This is a genomic window from Simiduia aestuariiviva (assembly GCF_014192475.1).
GTDB classification, from domain to species: Bacteria; Pseudomonadota; Gammaproteobacteria; order Pseudomonadales; family Cellvibrionaceae; genus Simiduia; species Simiduia aestuariiviva.
Window position 1 is genome coordinate 815,944 of the sequence record NZ_JACHXZ010000001.1, and the last position, 20,442, is coordinate 836,385.

Genomic DNA, 20,442 nt, shown 5'->3' on the forward strand with positions numbered 1-20,442 from the left:
ATCGTTCTCCCTTAATTTTTTAGATGCTTACTAGTCAATGTATCCGCTAACGGTGATGGAAGGACTCCAATAGGTGGCAGCCCGGAGGGCAGTGCTTTAGGAATCGGCGGTGTGAATTGTTCATCTGTTAGTGTGTGCATAAATGCGACGAGTTGGTCCAACTCTTCATCGGTAAGATTAGGCTCCCAAATGTGCCAATGAAGCAGCAGTTCCTTTTTACGTTCGGTATCGAGGGCATGCCCTCTGCCGTTGGTATAGAATTGAGCTGCTTCTTTCAATGATTTGAACACACCATTGTGCATGTAGGGCGCGGTGCGGGCGATATTGCGCAGGCTCGGCACTTTGAAGCCACCCTTCCAACTAGGGTTGTTAAAAATAGTGCCCGCGCCATAGTCAAAGGATTGCCCCATTGGTTCCGCTACGCCGATAACCGCAATTTGCTGGTTAGTAAATAATGGCGGGGTATGGCATTCAGCGCAGCGGGCTACGAAAGATCTAAAAATATTTAGCCCCGCTATTTCGGTGTCAGACAGCGCGTCTTGGTGCCCGTGTGCATATCTGTCGTAGCGGCTGTTAAGAGAGACTAGTGATGTTTCAAAGGCTGCTACGGCTGCGTAGATTTGGTCGAGGGTAATGTGTTGGTTGGCGTTGGGAAATGCGACGCTAAATAGATGTTTGTAGCTTTCGTTGCTATTCAGCTTTTGCAGCAGTGCCGCTGGCGTGGTGCCCATTTCCCGTGGCGAATAGAGTGGGCCTTGCATTTGCGCCTCTAAACTTGTGGCGCGGGCATCCCAAAAAAAGCGCGTTAAAAATGCCATGTTCCAAAGGCTGGGAGCGGCGCGGTGATTGCTTGCGCCGTTGATGCCTAGGGGGGTTGCGCGACCATCTGCGAAGCCAAGCGCTGGATGGTGGCAGCTGGCGCATGACAAAGTGTTATCCCCTGAAAGTAGGGGGTCAAAAAATAGTAATCTGCCTAAATCAATTTGTTGTGGGCTAAAGCCATCGCGCCGGCTGGGCAGCGCTGTTTTTAAGCCCCCAACGCCTTGTCCATAAAGCGAGTTGTATTGATCGTAAAGGCTGTGTAATTGACATTGATTGTTGGGCGTGAGTTCGAATCCGGGGGGGCATCGATCACTTAGCGCAATATTCGCAGCCAAGTCTAAGGGCCAAGCGAAAAGACAAAAAAATGCAAAAAATATTCTCATCGACCGATAGTATTTATATATGCCAACACGTCGCGTAAGTCATCGTTGCTAAGGTGTGTGGACATCATCTTCATTTGTCGGCCGGGTTTATCTTCTGGGTGACTGCCTCGCGCGCCGGTTTTAAACAGCGTAAATTGACGCGCTAAATAGGCATCGCCCACGCCTGCCAATGCCGGCGCCTTGAGTGCTTCGTTGCCTTGACCGTTGGGCCCATGACAAGCGCCGCATTTCATATTGTAGAGTTTGTAGCCCTTGTCGGCATCGCCACTGATAGTCACGGCGGGCTGGGTTCGCGGGAGGTTTGCGAGAAACAGGCTGACGGATTGAACGGCTGCCTCACTTGGCAGTATGCCTGCCATGGCTCGCATTTGTTGGGCTAAGGTGTCGCTCTGATCACCGCCCCGTATACCAGACTTAAAATAGTTCAATTGCCTTGCTAAATAGGTCGCAGATTGTCCCGCTAATGCGGGTGCTTGCATCGCGGCATTGCCTTCACCTTGAGCGCCATGGCAAGAGGCACAGGTTTGGTAGTGTGGCGATGCAAAAGTAAGTGCTGAAGTGCATGACAAAAGTATGAATAAATGGCGAAGCTGCATGGTCGGACATTCCTTAGCTTTCCAATGGGCTCACGGCAAGCATAGTTATTTTTGGTTGGTACATTCGTGCCACCTATGCCCCATGAATTATACATGGCTACAGCAACCAGTGAAGGCAAGCGCGTCAAATTGTCACCCCAGCATACGGATTGGCAGCGAATTTTGTGCGGTCGCGTCAACTGTAGGAAATAAGATTGCCTAGGCTTTCTGCATCAGCTATTCATTGTGCGCACAGGTGTCGGCACTGAATCGATGCAACACCGGTGACGAGTGGGGTGTAATGGCAATAAAAAAGCCCGGCGTTACCGGGCTTTTTTATTAGCGTTTGACGGCCAGCGCGAGCAGCTGGCCAATCATTCTGCGAAGTGATTTCTGGGCCATCTCCATGGCCATGATTTCATCGCCAAGCAGCAGCTGATACTCCATGAACAAAATGACACCGTGCACGATGTGTGCATCCGCCTCCGGTTCTTTAGAGCCTAAGAGCTTAAAGAAATTCATAATGCTGGTGGTGATATTCGCTTGTGGAATGCACGCCGTGCGCACCAGTGCCGGGTTGCGCAAGGCTTCCGTTTTAAATGAATGCTCTATGACTCGTCGGTCACGATCGGCAATTTGCGCTTTGATGTGATTGACCATGGCGTTGGTAAGGCCAGTGACGAGTACATCAAAAATTTGTGGATCGGCGAGGTTGGCACCTTTCAGCTTATCGAGCGCGGCGAGTCCCGTTTCGGCTAGCGCTTCGGTTTGCTTTAGGCTGTCTTGAGCAAACAGGTTAAACGCATCAGAAACTAATTCATGAATATCTTTAAAGTAGTAGGTAGTTGCGGCAAGAGGCACATCGGCTTCTTTCGCGATGGCCCTGTGACGAACGCCGCGAATCCCATCGCGGACGACTATCCGTAGTGTAGCTTCGAGAATAGCCCTGCGTCTTTCGCGGCTATCGGCTCGTTGAGCCTTTCTTCCCTGAAACTCAATTGTGTCAGCTTTAGTGGTGCTAATTGCTGCTGTCATTCCCTTTCCCTCAGTAGTGGTATTGCCCGGGCCCTCATCCTTACATCGAGACTGACTAGTCACTAATGTGGGCCACTTACTTTCGGGACACTACGTTGGCCTCCCGATTTTTTATGATTCCGCATTGTAACCATAATTCGGGAGATGAGAAGAAGGGATCGCAGCAAAATGCGAACTCGTCAGCTAATTGTTCCGGTGGTTCGTACTCTTCTACTACCTTTGACGGATTTTATTTTATTTTTTTCGCGTTTTTCTTTTAATTTTTGGTCAACGAGATTTTTTGCGGCGATTAAAAAGCCCACTACCAGAAACGCGCCGGGGGGCAAGATGGCCACTAAAAAACCGGAATAATCATTCAACAAAACAACAGTCCAATTACCTGCCTGCTCGCCAAAAAGTAAATCCATGTTTGCCAGCAAGGTCCCGTGCCCGAGCAATTCCCTTACTGCGCCTATGGTTATTAGTACGGCGCCAAACCCCGTGCCCATCATCAAGCCATCGACAACTGAGGGGATTAATTTGTGTTTTGAAGCAAAGGCATCGGCTCGGCCAAGAATGGCGCAATTGGTGACGATGAGCGGAATAAAAATGCCCAGTATTTGATAGAGCTCATAGGTGAATGCTTTCATCAGCATTTCTGTACAAGTGGTAAAGGCGGCAATGATCATGACGAACACCGGCAGCCGAACTGCGTCGGAAACGTGATTTCGAATTAACGAGACGCATGTGTTTGAGCCCACTAATACCAGAAGTGTCGCGAGTGCCAAGCCCAAGGCATTTACCACAGAGCCAGACACTGCAAGTAGAGGGCATAGGCCCAGCAATTGTACTAATGCAGGGTTGTTGCTCCACAAGCCGTTGCGAATGAGTTCACCATAGTCCACGCTTTTTTCTGCTGTGGATGGGGTTTCCATTTGGTCAGTGCTGGTGTTCATTTTTCTGCCTCGCTGAGTGTGGCAGTTGAGTGTTATCTACGCTTTCGCCAGAAAACAATACATCGTGATTTTTTTGCACAAAACTGAGCGTGTGTTTTATTTTATTGATGACCGCGCGCGGTGTAATGGTGGCGCCGGTAAATTGATCGAATTGCCCACCATCTTTTTTAACGGCCCAGTGCTCTATAGATGGGTCGTTGAGTGAGCGATTGTTGAACGCCAATATCCAGGGCGATTTTTTTAACTCGATTTTGTCACCTAAGCCGGGCGTTTCAGTATGCGCGAGTACGCGCACGCCAGCGATACTTTGATCGCTATTGACGCCCACTATCAAATGAATGTTGCCGCTGTAACCATCTGGTGCTGTGGTTGGAATGATCACCGCGACAATGTCGCCATCCTTTCGTGCTCGATGAATGCGGGTACCCTGTTTGGCGTTGAGCTGCGCTTGCCACTCTGGTTTGATGTCGAGCGTGTCGGTAAGTAATGCATTGTCGTGGGTCGCGGGCGGCAATATTTCCAATAGCGCTTTGCGCGCCGCGTCGCGTTCTGCTTCGGCAATGGGCCCCTGAGTGAAGAGGTTAACTGTGGCGAGCAGGCTCGCTGTCAGAATGGCAAATCCACCCAGTAAAAGACTGTTAGCGCTAATAGATTTTGCGAGCATTATTCGCTTTTCTCCGTCGCTTTGCGGGGCTTTGTGTGGCCGTAGGTGCGGGGCGTGGTGTAATAGTCAATAAACGGGGCGGCAAAATTCATGAGTAGTACAGCGAAGGCAACGGCATCGGGATAGTTACCCCAGGTGCGAATGCAAAAAACCAATAGGCCAACACCCGCACCAAATATCAATCGCCCCTTTGTGGAGGTGGTGGAGGTTACTGGATCGGTAACGATGAAAAAGGCGCCGAGCATGGTGCCCCCAGACAGCAAATGTAGCCAGGGCGATCCCGCCGAATTGGAACTGCCCCCGTCATAAAATAGCGCTGACAGTAACAGCAGTGTGGCCAGCATGCCCACGGGCGCGTGCCACGTGAAAATGCGCTGTTGAAGTAGCAGGGCGCCACCGAGCAAGAAGCCAAGGTTGACCCATTCGAAGCCTGCACCCGCCCATTGCCCCGCGGCCAGTACGGGCGACTGTGCGTAGACATCCAGCACGAGTTCACCCGTGTTTTGGCGGAAGGCGTCGAGCGGTGTTGCCCCGGTAATACCGTCCGGTAAGCCTTGGGTGCCTTGGGCTAGGCCCAACAGTGTTTCTATTAGGGTGGGGGTTTGTTGGGTGAGTTCAGCCGGCAGTACCCATTGGGTCATGGGTAGGGGGAAGGAAATCAGCAATACCACGTAACCGACCATGGCCGGATTGAATGGGTTGTAACCCAAGCCGCCATAGAGATGCTTGGCGATGACGATGGCAAAAAATACACCTACAAAAATCAGCCACCACGGCACATAGGGCGGCAGCGCTAGCCCCAGTAAAATGCCGGTCACCAGCGCGCTACCGTCGCGCAGGTAGAAGCCAATGGGGCGCTTGCGCAGTTTGAGCGCAAGGGCTTCAAGTGCGAGTGCAAAAATGCTCGCCAACAGCACGTTTATCAGTGGCCCCGGGCCAAAGTGCCAAACCAGCGCCATTAAACCCGGCAGCGTCGCAAGGCACACGGTCAGCATAACCTGCGTGGTGCGGTTGGGGCCGGTGGCGTGGGGGGAGCTGATGCGCATCAATGCCATAGCGGGCCTCAGGCGTTTTCCAATCTTGATTGAGTGTCGGCCAATTTATTGGCCAGTTTATCCGCCGCGGTGCGCAGTGCGTCCACGTGCGGGCTGCCTTCCGCTTCAGCGTCGGCCAGCTTTTGTCGGGCTTTATCTAGGCGCACTTCCAGTGAGCTGACTTGTTCGCGCAGCTTGTCGGTGTCGCTCATAGCAGCTCTGGCCGCTGCCTTCGCTTTTGCGCGTTCAATGGCCGCGGATGCGGCATCATCCGGTGCGCGTTCATCGGCGGTGGTTGGTGAGTGCGATGCCAATTCCTCTTGCGCTTCATTTAGCTTGGCGCGCAATTTATCGACACCGAGTTGCAGGGCTTCCACGTGTGCAGATTGCTCCGTCTGGGCTTGAGCCAGTTTTGCTTCAGCTTTTTGTAGGCGTTCCGACAGCGTAGCGATAGTGGCGTTGAGCTTCTCTAGGGGGCTCATCGTGAGCTTGGCTTTCGCGCGCTCGATGGCAGCGGCCACAGGGTCGTCTTTGGGGGCATCCTTGGCGTTGGCAAGTTTTTGCTGCACGTCAGTTAACTTTATTTCCGCAGTTTTCACTGCCGCGCGACACTTTTCTGCTTGCTCCTCGGTTTCCGCTTGGGACAATTTTTCTTGTGCTAGCGCAAGTCGTCCCTGTGCCGCGCTCAATTGGCGCTCGAGCTTCGCCCGTTGCTCGACAGGCGATTGTTGGGCGCTGGCCTGTTGCGCTTTGGCCTTGGCAATGGCGGTGGCAACTGGGTCGGACGCCGTGCCGGCATTGGATTTCTTTTCGGCCATTTTGGCTTTTGCGGCGGCCGCGGCTTTGGCTCGTTCGGCGCGCTTGGCCTCTTTTTCAGCTTCTTGTCGGGCAATGCGCTCCTGGCGGAAGGCGAAGCGTTCACGCGAGCGGTCGGCTTTTTCTTTGTCTACTTGGGCTTGGCGAATATCGCCTTTGGCGGCGCGATAATAGTGCACCAGTGGAATGGATGACGGGCACACATAAGCGCAGGCGCCGCACTCAATGCAATCGAACAGGTTGTACGCCTCGAGCTTTTCGTGGTCTTGCGCGCGCGCATACCAATAAAGTTGTTGCGGTAGCAGGCTTGCGGGGCAGGCCTCGCTGCACATGCCGCATCGAATGCAGGCTTGGGCTGGCGGCGGCGCGGGCAGCTCTTGCTGGCTGGGGGCTAGGATGCAATTGGTTGTTTTGACCACGGGCACATCGCCGGTTTCAATGGCGTAGCCCATCATTGGGCCACCCAACACGATGCGCGAGGCCTTAGCGGCTTGAAATCCGTGCGCAGCAAGCACATGCGCCACTGGCGTTCCGAGTCGAACTTCAACGTTGCGCTGCACATCCAGTGCTTCGCCCACGACCGTTGTGATGCGACTGATGAGTGGCTCACCCCGTACCACGGCGCGCCAGGCCGCCACGGCCGTGCCGACATTTTGCACCACGATGCCGATGTCGGCAGGGATTTTCCCCGCGGGTACTTCTCGGCCCGTCAAAATGGTGATCAGCTGTTTTTCGCCACCCGAGGGGTACTTAGTGGGAAATCCCGCGATTTCGATAGGGCTGCCCTCAGCGGCTGCGCGCAAGGCGGCAATGGCCTCGGGCTTATTGTCTTCGATGCCTATGACGACGCGATCGGGCTCGCCCAAGAGATACGCCATAAGCCGCGCGCCCTCGATGACTTGCTCGGGGCGATCGCGCATGAGGCGGTCATCGGCAGTAATGTAAGGCTCGCATTCGGTGCCGTTAAGAATCAGCGTGTCGATGGGCTGGTTGGCTTTTGGCGCGAGTTTGATGGCCGTGGGAAAGCCTGCGCCCCCCATGCCGGCTATGCCCGCCAAACGGATTTTCTGCACTAACTCCACCGGCTCCTGCGCGCGATAATCGGGGCAGGGCTCGAGGTTGATCCAGGTGTCTAGACCGTCTGGTGCAATGACAATACAGGGGCCCGCAAAACCCGACGGGTGTGGCAGTGGTCGATCTTCGATGGCGATCACGCGGCCCGAGCTGGACGCGTGCACGGCGGCAGAGAATTGGCCGCCCGGCTGGGCAATGACTTGACCGGTCTTGACGTTGTCGCCCACGGCCACCACGGGTTCGGCTGGGGCACCCAAGTGTTGATTGAGCGGCAACACCAGTTCTGCCGGTAAATCTATATGGCCTAGGGGCGCGCGCAGGGATTGCTGTTTGTTTTCCGGTGGATGAATGCCGCCGGGAATGTTCCAGATTTGGGTCATGCGGCCTGGTGTTCCTTGCGATCGGTGGCGATAAGATCCGCTTTCGGCGGCTCCCACGTCCAGCTGCTGAGTGTGGTCTGCACGGGAATCATGTCGATGCAGTCAACAGGGCAGGGGTCAACGCACAAATCGCAGCCGGTGCACTCGTCGGCAATGACTGTATGCATCTGCTTGGCGGCGCCCAAAATGGCGTCCATGGGGCAGGCCTGAATGCATTTTGTGCAGCCGATGCATTCGTCCTCGCGAATATAGGCCACCGTGGGAATATCGGATTCTTCGCCATGCTCTTCATCGAGTGTGGGCGCTTCAACATCCAGTAAATCGGCGATGGCATTGATGGTGCTCTGCCCGCCCGGCGGGCATTTGTTGATGGGCTCGCCGTTGGCAATTCCCTGCGCGTAGGGTCGGCAGCCGGGATGGCCGCACTGTCCACACTGGGTTTGCGGCAGCAAAGCATCAATTTGCGCAACCACGGGGTCGCCTTCCACTTTAAAGCGCACCGCCGCAAAGCCGAGCACAGCGCCGAATATCAGCGACAAGCTGCCGAGCGCAATGAGTGCGCTGGCGATCGGGTGGTGGCTAATCAGCTCAATCATAATCTTGCCTATACCAGCCCGCCGAAGCCCATGAAAGCCAGCGACATTAAACCGGCGGTAATCATGCCGATGGCTGCACCCTGAAACGGCACGGGCACGTCGGCGGCCGCTAAGCGCTCACGCATGGCGGAAAACAAAACCAACACCAAGGAAAAGCCCAGGGCTGCCCCAAATCCATAGAGGGATGACTCCACAAAATTGTGGGCGTGTGAGGTGTTTTGCAAGGCCACGCCGAGCACGGCGCAGTTGGTGGTAATCAGGGGTAGAAACACGCCCAGCACCCGGTACAGCAGAGGGCTGGTTTTTTCGATGAACATTTTGGCGAACTGCACCACCACCGCAATAACCAAAATAAAGGCAATGGTGCGCAAATACTCCAAGCCCAGTGGCATGAGTACCCAGGTGTTGACGAGGTAGCTGGCGATAGACGCAAGGGTGAGCACAAAGGTGGTGGCGCCGCCCATGCCGATGGCGGTTTCGAGTTTGTTCGAGACACCCATGAACGGACACAGGCCCAGAAACTGAACCAGCACAAAGTTGTTCACCAAAATGGTGCTGAGCATGATGACGGCAAATTCGGTCATTGCAGGTTTTCGCTCTTAGCCAGTGCCCAAAGGGCAAGTTCGCCGGTAGTGAGTGGGCGCCTATTATCGCTGTGGCATTTATAGCCATCAATACAAGTACTTATTAGTGCTTATATTGGTTGTGAATATGCTTAAGCCTGAGCGGGCTGGGCCCGCTCGCTGGATTACATCACGCGTTGGCCGGGTTTGGCGCCCGCGTGAGGTTCCATCAGGTAGATTTCCTTTTTACCGGGGCCCGCGGCCACCACCATGCCTTCGCTCATGCCGAATTTCATCTTGCGCGGCGCCAGGTTGGCCACCATGACGGTGAGTTTGCCCACTAGATCTTCGGGCTTATAGGCAGATTTTATGCCGGAGAACACGTTGCGGGTTTCGCCACCCAGATCCAAGGTCAGTTGCAGCAGTTTGTCGGCACCCTCTACGTGCTGTGCATCTTTAATCAGGGCGACGCGCAGGTCCACTTTGGCAAAGTCATCAAAGGAAATTTCTGGGGCAATGGGCTCATCGGCCAGTGGGCCGGTGGCTTTTACGGGTTCAGCTTCAGGTTGTTTATTGGCTTCAATCATGGCGTCTACTGCTTTGGTGTCTACACGGGTCATTAGCGGGTTAAAGGTGTTGATGGGCTGGCCTGCGCGGTAGCTGATGGGCGTTTCCCAGCTCAGCGTTTCGCCTAAAAATGCCTCGGCCGCTTCAGTCATGGCGGGCAGCACAGGTTTTAAATAGGTTAACAGCGCGCGGAACATATTGATGCCCAGCGAGCAAATGGCCAGCACTTCGGCCTCGGTGCCTTCCTGTTTAGCCAGAGACCATGGCGCCTTGGCGGCGATATATTCGTTTGCCTGATCGGCCAGTGCCATGATCTCGCGCATCGCGCGGCCGAATTCGCGATCCTCGTAGAGTTTGGCAATGCTATCGCCGGCGTCGACGAATTGAGCCCACAGTTCGGGTTCTGGGTTGTCGGCCAATACGCCACCGGCTTTGTTGACAAACTTGGCCGTGCGACTGGCGATGTTGACCACTTTGCCCACCAAGTCGGAATTCACTCGGTTGACGAAATCTTCTAAATTCAGGTCCAGATCATCGACGCCGCCGGTGAGTTTGGCGGCGAAGTAATAGCGTAAATACTCGGGATTTAAGTGCTCCAAATAACTCTTCGCATTAATAAAGGTGCCGCGGGACTTGGACATCTTCTTGCCGTTCACGGTTAAGAATCCGTGCACGCACACCTTGGTGGGTGTGCGGAACTGGGCTGAAGACAGCATGGCGGGCCAGAACAGGGCGTGGAAGTTGACGATGTCTTTGCCGATGAAGTGGTACAGCTCGGCGCTGGAATCTTTGTTCCAGATGGCGTCCCAGTCGGCACCGGTGCGATCGCACAGGTGTTTGTGCGCCGCCATGTAGCCGATGGGTGCGTCTAGCCACACGTAAAAGAATTTGTCTTTTTCGCCGGGAATCTCAAAGCCGAAGTAGGGGGCGTCGCGGGAGATGTCCCACTCTTGGAGGCCGGCATCCAGCCACTCGGCCAGTTTATTGGCCACTTCGGTCTGCAGGTGACCTGCGCGGGTCCAATCCTTTAAGAAATCCTGAAAGGCGGGCAGGCGAAAGAAAAAGTGTTCTGAATCTTTGGTGATGGGGGTGGCGCCCGAGATGACCGAGCGCGGGTTGATCAAGTCGGCCGGTGCGTAGGTGGCACCGCAGGCTTCACAGTTGTCGCCGTATTGGTCGTCCGTTTTGCACTTGGGGCAAGTGCCCTTAATGTATCGATCGGCCAGAAACAGTTGTTTCTCTGGATCAAAGGCCTGGGTGATCTTGCGGCTGGCGATATGGCCATTGGCTTTTAGGCGCTCGTAGATCAGCGCCGACAACACCTTGTTCTCCTCTGAGTGGGTGGAGTGGTAGTTGTGGTGGTTGATCAAAAAGCCTTGAAAGTCGGCCATGTGCTCGGCCTTCATGTTTTCGATATGGGCCTCTGGGCTGATACCCAGCTCCTCGGCCTTGAGCATGATGGCGGTGCCATGGGCATCGTCGGCACACACGTAGGTACAGTCGTGGCCGCGGGTCTGTTGAAAGCGAACCCAGATGTCCGTTTGGATGTGTTCTAACAAGTGTCCGAGGTGCAGCGACCCATTGGCATAGGGCAGGGCGCTGGTCACCAGAATTTGACGGCGTTGGCTCATTGACGATCTCTCAAGGCAAAGTCGTGGGCTGCCAAGCGCGGCAGCATAAAAACGGCGAACTATAGCATTTTTAGTGGCGCATAGCAGGGTTGAGCGCAAGGCATTCGATGCGTGCCATATTGGCCCCAAAACCCATCGCTAAATCGGCTAAACTAGCCGCCCTGAGTCCGGCATTGCGCCCCCCCAAGCTAGGAGATTTCATGAACAGCCCCGATCGAGATGCCATTTACCAAGCGTTGGCCTTTGTAAAGGACCCGTGCACCGGCAGAAGTCTGACTGCGTTGGACGCAGTGACTGGCATAGAGATCAGTGATAACGACATCAACGTGCACCTAGTATTGGGTTATCCGGCACTGAGCTTGAAATCGCAAATTGAAGAGTCGGTGTGCATTGCGGTCAGTACCGTGGAAGGTGTGGCATCGGTGACCACCGATCTGGGTTGGCTGATTAAGCCCAAGGCGACGGCCAATCAAAAAGAACCCCTGCCCAATGTGGCCAATATCATTGCGGTGGCCTCGGGCAAGGGCGGTGTGGGAAAGTCGACCACCACCACTAATTTGGCGCTGGCGTTGGCCGCCGAAGGTGCCAAGGTTGGCGTGCTCGACGCCGACATTTATGGGCCCAGCCAGCCGCAAATGTTTGGCGTGGGCAATGTGCGGCCGCAAATCCGCGGTCAAAAGCACATGGAGCCCATCGAGGCTTATGGTATCCAATTGAATTCCATGGGCTTTTTGGTGACCGAGCAAACCCCCATGATCTGGCGCGGGCCCATGGTTAGCGGTGCATTACAGCAACTCTTAAGTTTGACGCTCTGGCATGATCTCGATTATTTGCTGATAGATATGCCGCCGGGTACCGGTGATATTCAGCTAACCCTGGCGCAATCAGTGCCTGTGACCGGTGCCGTAATTGTCACCACCCCGCAGGACATTGCCTTGCTGGACGCCAAAAAAGGTATCGAGATGTTTCGCAAGGTGAGCGTGCCGGTGTTGGGCGTAGTGGAAAATATGGCCACTCACGTGTGCTCTGAATGCGGCCATGAAGAGCACATTTTTGGTGAAGGTGGCGGTGCCCGCATCGCGGTGGACTATCAAACCCAGTGCCTGGGCTCACTGCCTTTGACGTTGTCGATCCGCGAGCAAATGGATCGTGGGCAACCCACGTTGGTGGCGGAACCCGAGTCTGAAGTCTCCGATACCTATCGTCGCATTGCTCGGCAAATGGCGGCCAATCTTTGGCTGGCAGAGGGCGCGCAGGTTCCAGCCATCGAAATCGATGATGATTGATTCGCTTCAGCCTTGTGCACCGCCGCGCTGCGAGGCGGGCGGTGGTGTCAATCCCCGCGTACCAGCTACGCAAATCACTTTAATGCGCTGAGTTTTGGCGTCTTTTATCGGTTTGTAATATCAACTGAATTGACTGTGCAGCGCGCGGTGCATTTGTTATGTTTACTGCCATCGCTTATCAAGGCAATGTCTTAGCCGCTGCGTTGGGCGACCTCTGAAATAATCACAACATAAATACGTGAGGTGTTCGATGGATAGAAAATTTTTACTGACTGCGTTTGGTTACGGGCTGTTGGGATTACTGCTGGGTATTTACATGGCAGCAACTAAAAATCATGGCCAGCTTGTGGCCCATGCGCACATTATGTTGTTGGGTTTTGTGGTGTCGTTTATTTATGCGGCGGTATACAAAGTGTGGCAAATCGATGGCGCCAGTGCCATGGCGAAGGTGCAGTACTACGCTCACCAAGTGGGCACGGTATTTTTACTGCTCGGTTTATTCCTTATGTACGGACGCTACGCGCCGGCAAACGTAGTGGGCCCGATGTTGGGTGTGGCTTCTATGGTGGTGCTGCTGGGCTTCGTATTGATGAAGGTCATGCTCATCAAAGCGTTGAGATCCGGTGCTGCCCCACAGGAGTGATCTGTGAGTAGCGGTGCATCGTAAAGATCAAATAATCATTGTGGATGATGGGGGTTTTTATGGTGCGCTTGTTTTTTGTGCTGGCCTGTATGGGCCTGCTGGCAGGATGTACCGGCGCACCGAAAGGTATTGCGCCGGTAGAAAATTTTAACGCCAAACGCTATCAAGGCCTTTGGTATGAAATTGCGCGATCTGATAATCGTTTTGAACGGGGATTGAGTCGTGTAACGGCCACCTATACCTTGCGAGAGGACGGTGGCATTGCGGTGCTAAATCGCGGCTACGATGCGCAGGCTGAGCAGTGGAAATCCGCTCAAGGGCGCGCGTATTTTGTGGCTAAACCAGACCTCGGCCATTTAAAGGTTTCATTTTTCGGGCCCTTCTATGCGGCCTATGTTATCTATCATCTAGACCCCGAATACCGCTACGCCTTCGTGACTGGCCACAATCGCGATTACCTCTGGTTGCTGTCGCGCGAGCCAAAGATACCTTCGGCGTTGCGTCAGCAGTTTATGAATCAAGCCGCCGCACTCGGATTTGATACGCAGTCGCTCGTGTGGGTTGAGCAAGAAGTGCAACAGCAGGCAGTGCAGGAATAGGCGATGGTCGTTAGTTGAATTTCGGTTAACGCATGCGGTGCTAATGCAATGTAGTGCGTTGGTTTTGTGTTTATATGCGCGTAAGGTGAGTGGAGACGTTTTTTGGAGCGTCTAACATGGAGCGCCTATGACCCTTCCACCTGACGAGCCAGATGCAGACGATTCAACGGGTACAATTCGGTTTTTGGATGTGCGCGCAACGGCATTGGTGTTGGCGTTTATTGGCGTCATGTGGTTGATCACGGGGCTAGAAGAAACCGAAATCCCAGAGCGCATCAAAACTGCGCAACACTGTATCCATATTCTTTTCTGGCAGGCGCTGGCATTTTACGTGGGTGGGTTTATCGGCGAGTGGCTGCCACGAGTCGCCTTGGTATGTTTTTCGTTGGTGATAGCCGTGGGTGTCGGGCGCTTGGTGGCCGTTGCGGGGCCTATGCTTTACGGGCCGGACTTGGTGTTGCTATTTAATGGTGTCATGGCGTGGCTGGTGTGGAAGGCAGCAGGGCGGTTTCGAAATTTAAAACCACCCAGCTGATTCGACCGATATCACAGATAATTAATAATCAGCGATTGCCAGAAGGTGCCGGCCGGCGATTGCCGGAGCGGCCTGAGACTGGTTTGGTCTTTTTGGCAGAACCAGCGGCGCGCTGCCCATCGGCGTGGCCACTGTAGGGCTTTTTGGGTTTTTTTGGTTTGATCGGACGCGTATTGAGGCTGGTGGGCGGCAACGCATTGACGGCTTCAAAGCCCGCCACAATCTCACGACTAATCAATTGCTGGGTAAGTCGTTCAATGTCTTTTAGCTGTTTTAATTCATCGGCACTCACTAAAGACACCGCTTGACCGGTAGCGCCGGCGCGCCCGGTTCGACCGATGCGGTGCACGTAATCTTCGGGCACGTTGGGCAAGTCAAAATTAACCACTTGCGGCAGTTGATCGATGTCGATGCCGCGTGCGGCGATATCGGTGGCCACCAAAACCCGTACTTTATTGTTTTTAAAATCTGCCAGCGCTTTGGTGCGCGCATTTTGACTTTTGTTGCCATGAATAGCGGCTGACTCTATGCCCGCGCCTTCCAGCTGTTTCGCCAATTTGTTTGCGCCGTGCTTGGTGCGTGAAAACACCAATACCTGATGCCAATTGTGTTCTTTAATCAAGTGAATCAACAGCGACGACTTTTTGTTTTTGTCTACGGGACACAACCACTGTTTAACGGTTTCCACTGTGGTGTTGCGCGGCGCCACATCAATTTCCACGGGGTTGTGCACCAAACCCTTGGCGAGGGTTCGAATTTCGTCCGAGAAGGTGGCGGAAAACAACAGGTTTTGTCGCTTGGCGGGCAATAGTTTCAAAATGCGTTTGATGTCGTGAATAAAGCCCATGTCGAGCATGCGATCGGCTTCATCGAGCACCAGCATTTCCAGCTTATTAAATTTCACTGCATTTTGACCAAACAGGTCGAGCAGACGGCCGGGCGTAGCCACTAGCACATCTACGCCTTTGCGCAGTTTCATCATTTGCGGATTGATGCCGACACCACCGAACACCACCGCTGATCGCAGGGGTAAATGCTTGCCATAGTTGGCCACACTTTCTCCCACTTGCGCTGCCAATTCACGGGTTGGCGTCAGCACCAGTACGCGCACGTGATTTGACGGCGCCCGCTCGCCCCGGGTTAACAGCTCCAGAATGGGCAGGGTAAAGCCTGCGGTCTTTCCGGTGCCCGTTTGCGCGGCGGCCATGACATCTTTACCGGCAATGACGGCAGGTATGGCTTGGGCTTGGATGGGTGAGGGTGTTTCATAGCCCTGTTCGGCTACGGCTTCAAGGATGGGGGCAGATAGGCCCAGGTCGGCAAAACGCATGCAGTTCTCGAGTTGTTCAAAAAATGGCCAGCACCGCTGGCGGCGGTGCAGCTTACAGGATCGGGCTGTGAAGTACCACGCATTAGTGAGGCCAGTGATACTAAGGTATTCGCTGGCCAAACAGTAATGGCCGATTCTACTTTCACAGTGCCGCTATTGCGGTCTCATCTAAGGCGAGGTGGGTTTGCGTCATCGTTGATGCCGCGCTGTTGCTACACAATTGACGGTCAAAGGCAAAAGGTGGCAGTGAGCCCACTGTGCGTGAAAGTGCCATAAGGCTTGACCGCTTATGGTGTAAACTAGCGTATTCGCTAGCGTTCACAACACCACCGGGGGCACCCTTGTCTAACCCAAGCGCGTCGCGCGCCTTTGATTCACTGCCGCTGTCTGCGGCACTTCGCACTAATCTCGCCGATCTCGGCTACACCGAACTCACGGATATTCAGGCCCAAGCACTGCCACTGTTGTTGGTGGGTGTGGATGTGATCGCACAGGCCAAGACTGGCTCCGGTAAAACGGCGGCCTTTGGTTTGGCAGTATTGAACAAATTAAGGGTGGAGCGCTTTCGGGTGCAGACCTTGGTGTTGTGTCCCACGCGGGAACTGGCTGATCAAGTGGCACGGGAACTGCGCAAGCTGGCTCGCGCCATCCACAACATCAAGATTCTCACTCTGTGTGGCGGTATGCCGTTTGGACCACAGTTGGGCTCGCTGGAGCATGGTGCGCACATAGTGGTGGGTACGCCCGGTCGTATCGAGGAGCACGTGCGCAAAGGAACACTCGATTTGGCAGAGGTGGATACCCTGGTTCTCGATGAAGCCGATCGCATGCTCGACATGGGCTTTCAAACGTCCGTCGATGCCATTGTTGAGCAGGTGCCAGCAGTGCGCCAAACGCTGTTATTTTCCGCCACTTACCCAGACGCCATCGAAGCTTTGGCTGGGCGAGTGATGCGCGAGCCCGTGCGCGTGACAGTGGCCAGCCAGCATCAAACCTCCAGCATCGAGCAACATTTTTACCGGGTGACAAATAACGAGCAGCGCCAGCATGCCGTTGCCCAATTGTTGCTGCATTTTTTGCCGGAATCCGCCGTGGTATTTTGCAATACCAAGCGCGAGACAGAGGAGGTGGCCAATGTGTTGCGTGAGCAAGGCATAGTGGCATTGCCCATTCACGGTGACCTTGAGCAAAAGCAGCGCGATCAGGTGCTAACCTGTTTTGCGAACAAATCTGCCAGCGTATTGGTGGCCACCGATGTGGCCGCGCGGGGGTTGGATATAGAAGCATTGGACTTGGTGGTGAACTACCATCTCGCGCGCGATAGCGAAGTGCACGTGCATCGCATCGGGCGCACTGGGCGTGCCGGCGCCAGCGGCGTTGCCTGCAGCCTCTTGACCGAGCGTGAAGATTTCAAATTGGAAAAGCTGGTAGCGTTGTTGGGCGCATTGCCGGCCGTTGAAAACCTGCCCCAGGCCAAGCGCCAACAAATGCCTGAACCGGCGATGGTCACCCTGCAAATCGACGGTGGCAAAAAGCAAAAATTGCGTCCCGGCGATGTGGTGGGAGCGCTAACGCGCAACGACCAAGTGGCCTTTGATGATATCGGAAAAATTCAGGTGTACGACCTCAGCACCTATGTTGCGGTGGCGCGCGGCGCATGGAAACAAGCGCACAGTCAGTTGGAGCACGGCAAGTTAAAAGGCCGCGCCTTCCGCGTGCGCAGAATCAAAGTTTAATCTGTGCGGGGTGCCAACCAGTTCGCTGGCAACGGCGTGAGTTGCCCTTGGCCGTTGTGATTGCTGCCGGTAAACGCGTTGATGGTGGCTATTCGGTCCGCATGCAGCGGGTGGCTATTGAGCAGCGCCAACAGCGGCTGCTCGGCCAGCGCATTCCCTCGCCCTTGCTCAGCCACTAAATAGTTAAATAGCGCATCGGCACCTAAGGTGTGCCCGTAGTATTGCCGCAAGGTTTCCAGTGCCCGCAAATCGGCGGCGGCCTCGGCACTGCGACTAAAACTAAGTTGTGTGACTAAGCTGAATTGACTGGCGAGTTGGTGCGCCATGGCACCATCCCCTACGCCGGTCAGGCTCATAATTGCCAGCGCAACGGTCAAGCCTCGACCGGTGGCGATAATCGGATCGCGGTGGCTGATGTGGGCAATTTCATGGGCCAACACCATGGCCAATGCATTTTCATTGGGCATCACTTCGAGTAATCCGCGACTGATAAAAATGTGGCCGCCGAGCGTGGCAAAGGCGTTGATGTCGTCGCTGTCGAGTAGATGTATGCGAATAGGGTGGGGGGCTTGCTGTGCTTGCGCGAGCGAATGGCCCAAGGATTGGAGGTATATCAGCGCGGGTGTTGGTGGTGCATCACCCGGTTGAAAATAATTGACTTCCATATGTTGCGCGAGTCGTTGTTCCATTTCAAAGGGGACAAACGTGACTAAATAGTTTGCCAGGGCAATCAATAAGGCAATGGCGACTGTGAGTGCAATACCCACGGCCGCCAGCATCCAGAAAAATTCTTTCAGCGGGTGCTGTGGGTGCACGTTGATGCCCTCTGGAATGGGCGGATTCCGATAGTCGGTCACGAGGTGTGCGGAATCAACGCGGTGCCGTAGGCGTAAACTTCTACCGACCCGGTTTGCTGCTGGTAACCGTTGTAGATAGATGCCGTTTCCAGTTTCACGTTAAAAATTTGAGTTGCGCCCAAATCCTGCGCCGCCACTTTCATTCGCAGTATGGCTTCGCGTCTGGCTCGCTCTACCAGCGTTTCGTAGGCCGATACGCGTCCGCCGATCAAACCGCGCAATGCGGCTGCTATCAGCTTAAAGTAATCGATGGAAATGACTACGTTGCCGCCCACGAGCTGGCTGTCTACTGGCCCAATGTCACTTGGCGGAGTGCGTGCGCTAAAGCACATGATGTTGCGCAGCAAGTGCTCGCGCGCAATGATGGAGGCAAAGTGGCGCCTTTCTATCACACTGCCAAACGCATACCCTAAGGTTGTGAGTACGACTAATATGATCAGCGATTCCATGGCCTGTTACTCCAATACCACCGCTGTGCCGTAGGCGAATAGTTCAGCCGCGCCGGCGGAAATAGACGATGTAGAGTAGCGCACGTTAATCACCGCGTTGGCGCCAATGGCTTGAGCCTGCTGCACCATACGTGCCGTGGCTTCTTCGCGGGCCTCGGTGAGGAGTTCTGTATAGCCCTTGAGTTCGCCGCCAAAAATATTTTTAAGCCCAGCCATGATGTCTCGGCCCGCGTGCTTTGCACGGACGGTGTTGCCCTGCACCATGCCTAAGTGCTGAGTGATCCGTTTGCCTGGCACGGCTTCTATGTTGGTGATGAACATGATGAATTCCTTTCTCAGGGTACTGTTAATGTATCGCTGACTAGCGTGTGAGGTACGAGGTGGCGCTAGGGCGTAAGTCGGTTGCATAGTAGCGCTTGGCGTTACGCAGGCAAAGCTTAAAGCGTTAGATTGACGCTGTGGCCGATCAACGCCGTTATGCCCATGGCCAGTGCACCCCAAAGCACAATGCGCACGACGGATTTAACGGGCTGGCCACCACCGCGTAACGCCGACCACCAGCCCAAAAATGCCAGCGCCCCAAGTGACGAAGTGCACAACCAAAAAATGGGGTGGCGAACGTCCACAAGCATTGCAAGGTAGAGACTACAGAGGGGCAGTAAACTGCCCGCGCAGAACGCCATGGCGGAAGACATGGCGGCCTGCAGGGGGTTGGTTGTGGTGATGTGAGAAATGCCGAGTTCGTCGCGGGCGTGGGCCTCTAAGGCGTTATGGGCCATCAATTGCTGCGCCACCTCACCGGCCAGCGCGGGAGCCAGCCCCCGCCCGCGGTAGATTTCCGCCAGCTCGGCCTGCTCAGCTTCGCGGTGATCGCGCAACGCCTGCCGTTCGCGCGCAAGGTCGGCCGACTCAATATCTGACTGGGTGCTGACCGACACATATTCGCCCGCGGCCATGGAGAGTGCACCGGCCACAGTTGCGGCTATACCGGTAATCAGCAGGGTGTTGCTGTTCATACCTGCAGCGGCTACGCCTGCGAGTAAACTGGTGGTAGAGACAATGCCATCATTAGCCCCGAGCACCGCAGCTCGCAGCCAGTTAGTGCGATGTATAAAATGGTGTTCACTGTGCGGCATAGGGCGGGACTCCTCAATGTGTGCTTCCGATCCTGAGTATAGGGAAAGGGCCGGTGTTTTAGGGTGTTTGTGCAACACCTAGCGTCGGAAAACGGCTCCCCATTTAACGCTAAACGGGCTATCATGTGCGCCATTTTTCACGGTCGTCGATGACGACGGCCCGAGTGAGCTTGGCTCCACTAACGCAATATAAGAGAGGCCCCATGAGCATTAAGTCAGATAAGTGGATGCGCCGCATGGCCGAAGATCACGGCATGATTGAGCCCTATGAACCGGGCCAAGTGCGCCATGCACCCGATGGGCACCGCATTGTGTCCTATGGTACCTCTTCTTACGGTTACGACGTGCGCTGTGCCAACGAGTTTAAAATTTTTACCAACGTGCACTCCACCATTGTCGACCCAAAGAATTTTGATGAGAACAGCTTTGTGGACATTCAAAGCGACGTTTGCATTATTCCACCCAACTCCTTTGCCTTGGCGCGCACGGTTGAGTATTTCCGCATTCCGCGCAATGTACTGACAGTGTGCTTGGGGAAATCCACCTATGCACGTTGTGGCATTATCGTGAACGTGACTCCGCTTGAGCCCGAATGGGAAGGTCACGTGACCTTGGAGTTTTCAAACACAACACCGTTGCCCGCTAAAATTTACGCCAATGAAGGCGTGGCGCAAATGTTGTTCTTTGAATCTGATGAAGTGTGTGAAACCTCATACAAAGATCGCGGCGGAAAGTATCAAGGTCAGACGGGTGTTACCCTGCCTAAAACCTGATAGTCCGCCCCCAAGGCGCGCCC

The 20,442-nt window shown here is 54.7% G+C and carries 21 protein-coding genes; 6 read left to right on the forward strand and 15 right to left on the reverse strand.

The genetic code is table 11. From position 1 onward, the window contains the following. Positions 1-11: 11 nt before the first annotated feature. From FHS30_RS03710 to metG, 10 genes are all read right to left on the reverse strand, one after another. Positions 12-1,205 carry a cytochrome-c peroxidase gene (locus FHS30_RS03710; RefSeq protein ID WP_183908421.1) on the reverse strand — a complete coding sequence of 398 codons (1,194 nt, stop codon included), beginning with the start codon at positions 1,203-1,205 and terminating at the stop codon, positions 12-14. Beyond that, on the reverse strand, positions 1,202-1,801 hold the full coding sequence (locus tag FHS30_RS03715) for a c-type cytochrome (protein ID WP_183908423.1): 600 nt from the start codon (positions 1,799-1,801) through the stop codon (positions 1,202-1,204). The genes FHS30_RS03710 and FHS30_RS03715 overlap by 4 nt, the downstream gene beginning before the upstream one ends. Positions 1,802-2,119: 318 nt before the next feature. Continuing rightward, positions 2,120-2,815: a TetR/AcrR family transcriptional regulator gene (locus tag FHS30_RS03720; protein WP_183908425.1), complete on the reverse strand. Its 696-nt coding sequence runs from the start codon at positions 2,813-2,815 to the stop codon at positions 2,120-2,122. A 179-nt stretch (positions 2,816-2,994) separates the two neighbouring features. Further along, positions 2,995-3,729 (reverse strand): electron transport complex subunit E, encoded by a 735-nt coding sequence (locus tag FHS30_RS03725; protein WP_221197169.1) that lies wholly within the window; start codon positions 3,727-3,729, stop codon positions 2,995-2,997. Between the two features lie 4 nt (positions 3,730-3,733). Further along, the gene (gene rsxG / locus FHS30_RS03730; protein ID WP_183908429.1) at positions 3,734-4,414 is read right to left on the reverse strand and encodes an electron transport complex subunit RsxG; all 681 of its coding nucleotides are present in this window, start codon (positions 4,412-4,414) and stop codon (positions 3,734-3,736) included. Continuing rightward, a complete protein-coding gene (rsxD, locus tag FHS30_RS03735) occupies positions 4,414-5,469 on the reverse strand; it encodes an electron transport complex subunit RsxD (protein WP_183908431.1) in 1,056 nt (351 codons plus the stop codon). Before rsxD ends, rsxG begins: the two co-directional genes overlap by 1 nt. 8 nt (positions 5,470-5,477) lie before the next feature. After that, entirely contained in the window at positions 5,478-7,718 is a 2,241-nt protein-coding gene (gene rsxC, locus FHS30_RS03740) for an electron transport complex subunit RsxC (RefSeq protein WP_183908433.1), read from the reverse strand. Continuing rightward, positions 7,715-8,314 (reverse strand): electron transport complex subunit RsxB, encoded by a 600-nt coding sequence (gene rsxB / locus FHS30_RS03745; protein WP_183908435.1) that lies wholly within the window; start codon positions 8,312-8,314, stop codon positions 7,715-7,717. The genes rsxC and rsxB overlap by 4 nt, the downstream gene beginning before the upstream one ends. Before the next feature lie 8 nt (positions 8,315-8,322). Further along, on the reverse strand, positions 8,323-8,898 hold the full coding sequence (rsxA, locus tag FHS30_RS03750; protein ID WP_183908437.1) for an electron transport complex subunit RsxA: 576 nt from the start codon (positions 8,896-8,898) through the stop codon (positions 8,323-8,325). 164 nt (positions 8,899-9,062) lie between these two features. After that, positions 9,063-11,075 carry a methionine--tRNA ligase gene (gene metG / locus FHS30_RS03755; RefSeq protein WP_183908439.1) on the reverse strand — a complete coding sequence of 671 codons (2,013 nt, stop codon included), beginning with the start codon at positions 11,073-11,075 and terminating at the stop codon, positions 9,063-9,065. A 200-nt stretch (positions 11,076-11,275) separates the two neighbouring features. On the opposite strand from metG, the gene apbC reads away from it, so the two are divergent. The 4 genes from apbC (at position 11,276) to FHS30_RS03775 (ending at position 14,138) form a co-directional block, all read left to right on the forward strand. After that, a complete protein-coding gene (apbC, locus tag FHS30_RS03760; RefSeq protein WP_183908441.1) occupies positions 11,276-12,361 on the forward strand; it encodes an iron-sulfur cluster carrier protein ApbC in 1,086 nt (361 codons plus the stop codon). Between the two features lie 250 nt (positions 12,362-12,611). Next, positions 12,612-13,004, forward strand: coding sequence for a TonB-dependent receptor (locus tag FHS30_RS03765; protein WP_183908443.1), 393 nt, complete (start codon positions 12,612-12,614; stop codon positions 13,002-13,004). A 59-nt stretch (positions 13,005-13,063) separates the two neighbouring features. Beyond that, on the forward strand, positions 13,064-13,603 hold the full coding sequence (locus tag FHS30_RS03770; RefSeq protein WP_183908445.1) for a lipocalin family protein: 540 nt from the start codon (positions 13,064-13,066) through the stop codon (positions 13,601-13,603). A gap of 127 nt (positions 13,604-13,730) precedes the next feature. Beyond that, positions 13,731-14,138, forward strand: a complete 408-nt coding sequence (locus FHS30_RS03775) for a hypothetical protein (protein ID WP_183908448.1) — start codon at positions 13,731-13,733, stop codon at positions 14,136-14,138. Positions 14,139-14,166: 28 nt separating this feature from the next. Here FHS30_RS03775 and FHS30_RS03780 read toward each other — a convergent pair whose 3' ends face one another. Next, the gene (locus FHS30_RS03780; protein ID WP_183908450.1) at positions 14,167-15,468 is read right to left on the reverse strand and encodes a DEAD/DEAH box helicase; all 1,302 of its coding nucleotides are present in this window, start codon (positions 15,466-15,468) and stop codon (positions 14,167-14,169) included. Between the two features lie 341 nt (positions 15,469-15,809). On the opposite strand from FHS30_RS03780, the gene dbpA reads away from it, so the two are divergent. Further along, complete coding sequence (dbpA, locus tag FHS30_RS03785) at positions 15,810-17,204, forward strand: ATP-dependent RNA helicase DbpA (protein WP_183908452.1); 1,395 nt, start codon at positions 15,810-15,812, stop codon at positions 17,202-17,204. On the opposite strand, the gene FHS30_RS03790 is transcribed toward dbpA, so the two are convergent. From FHS30_RS03790 to FHS30_RS03805, 4 genes are all read right to left on the reverse strand, one after another. Beyond that, a complete protein-coding gene (locus FHS30_RS03790; RefSeq protein ID WP_183908454.1) occupies positions 17,201-18,061 on the reverse strand; it encodes a M48 family metalloprotease in 861 nt (286 codons plus the stop codon). The two genes, dbpA and FHS30_RS03790, sit on opposite strands and share 4 nt — an antisense overlap. After that, positions 18,058-18,510, reverse strand: coding sequence for a YbjQ family protein (locus FHS30_RS03795; protein WP_183908455.1), 453 nt, complete (start codon positions 18,508-18,510; stop codon positions 18,058-18,060). The genes FHS30_RS03790 and FHS30_RS03795 overlap by 4 nt, the downstream gene beginning before the upstream one ends. Positions 18,511-18,516: 6 nt before the next feature. After that, the gene (locus FHS30_RS03800) at positions 18,517-18,831 is read right to left on the reverse strand and encodes a YbjQ family protein (RefSeq protein ID WP_183908457.1); all 315 of its coding nucleotides are present in this window, start codon (positions 18,829-18,831) and stop codon (positions 18,517-18,519) included. 116 nt (positions 18,832-18,947) lie between these two features. After that, positions 18,948-19,646, reverse strand: a complete 699-nt coding sequence (locus tag FHS30_RS03805) for a VIT1/CCC1 transporter family protein (RefSeq protein WP_183908460.1) — start codon at positions 19,644-19,646, stop codon at positions 18,948-18,950. A 203-nt stretch (positions 19,647-19,849) separates the two neighbouring features. Here FHS30_RS03805 and dcd point away from each other — a divergent pair, with 203 nt between their 5' ends. After that, positions 19,850-20,419 carry a dCTP deaminase gene (gene dcd / locus FHS30_RS03810; RefSeq protein ID WP_183908462.1) on the forward strand — a complete coding sequence of 190 codons (570 nt, stop codon included), beginning with the start codon at positions 19,850-19,852 and terminating at the stop codon, positions 20,417-20,419. Positions 20,420-20,442: the final 23 nt, after the last annotated feature.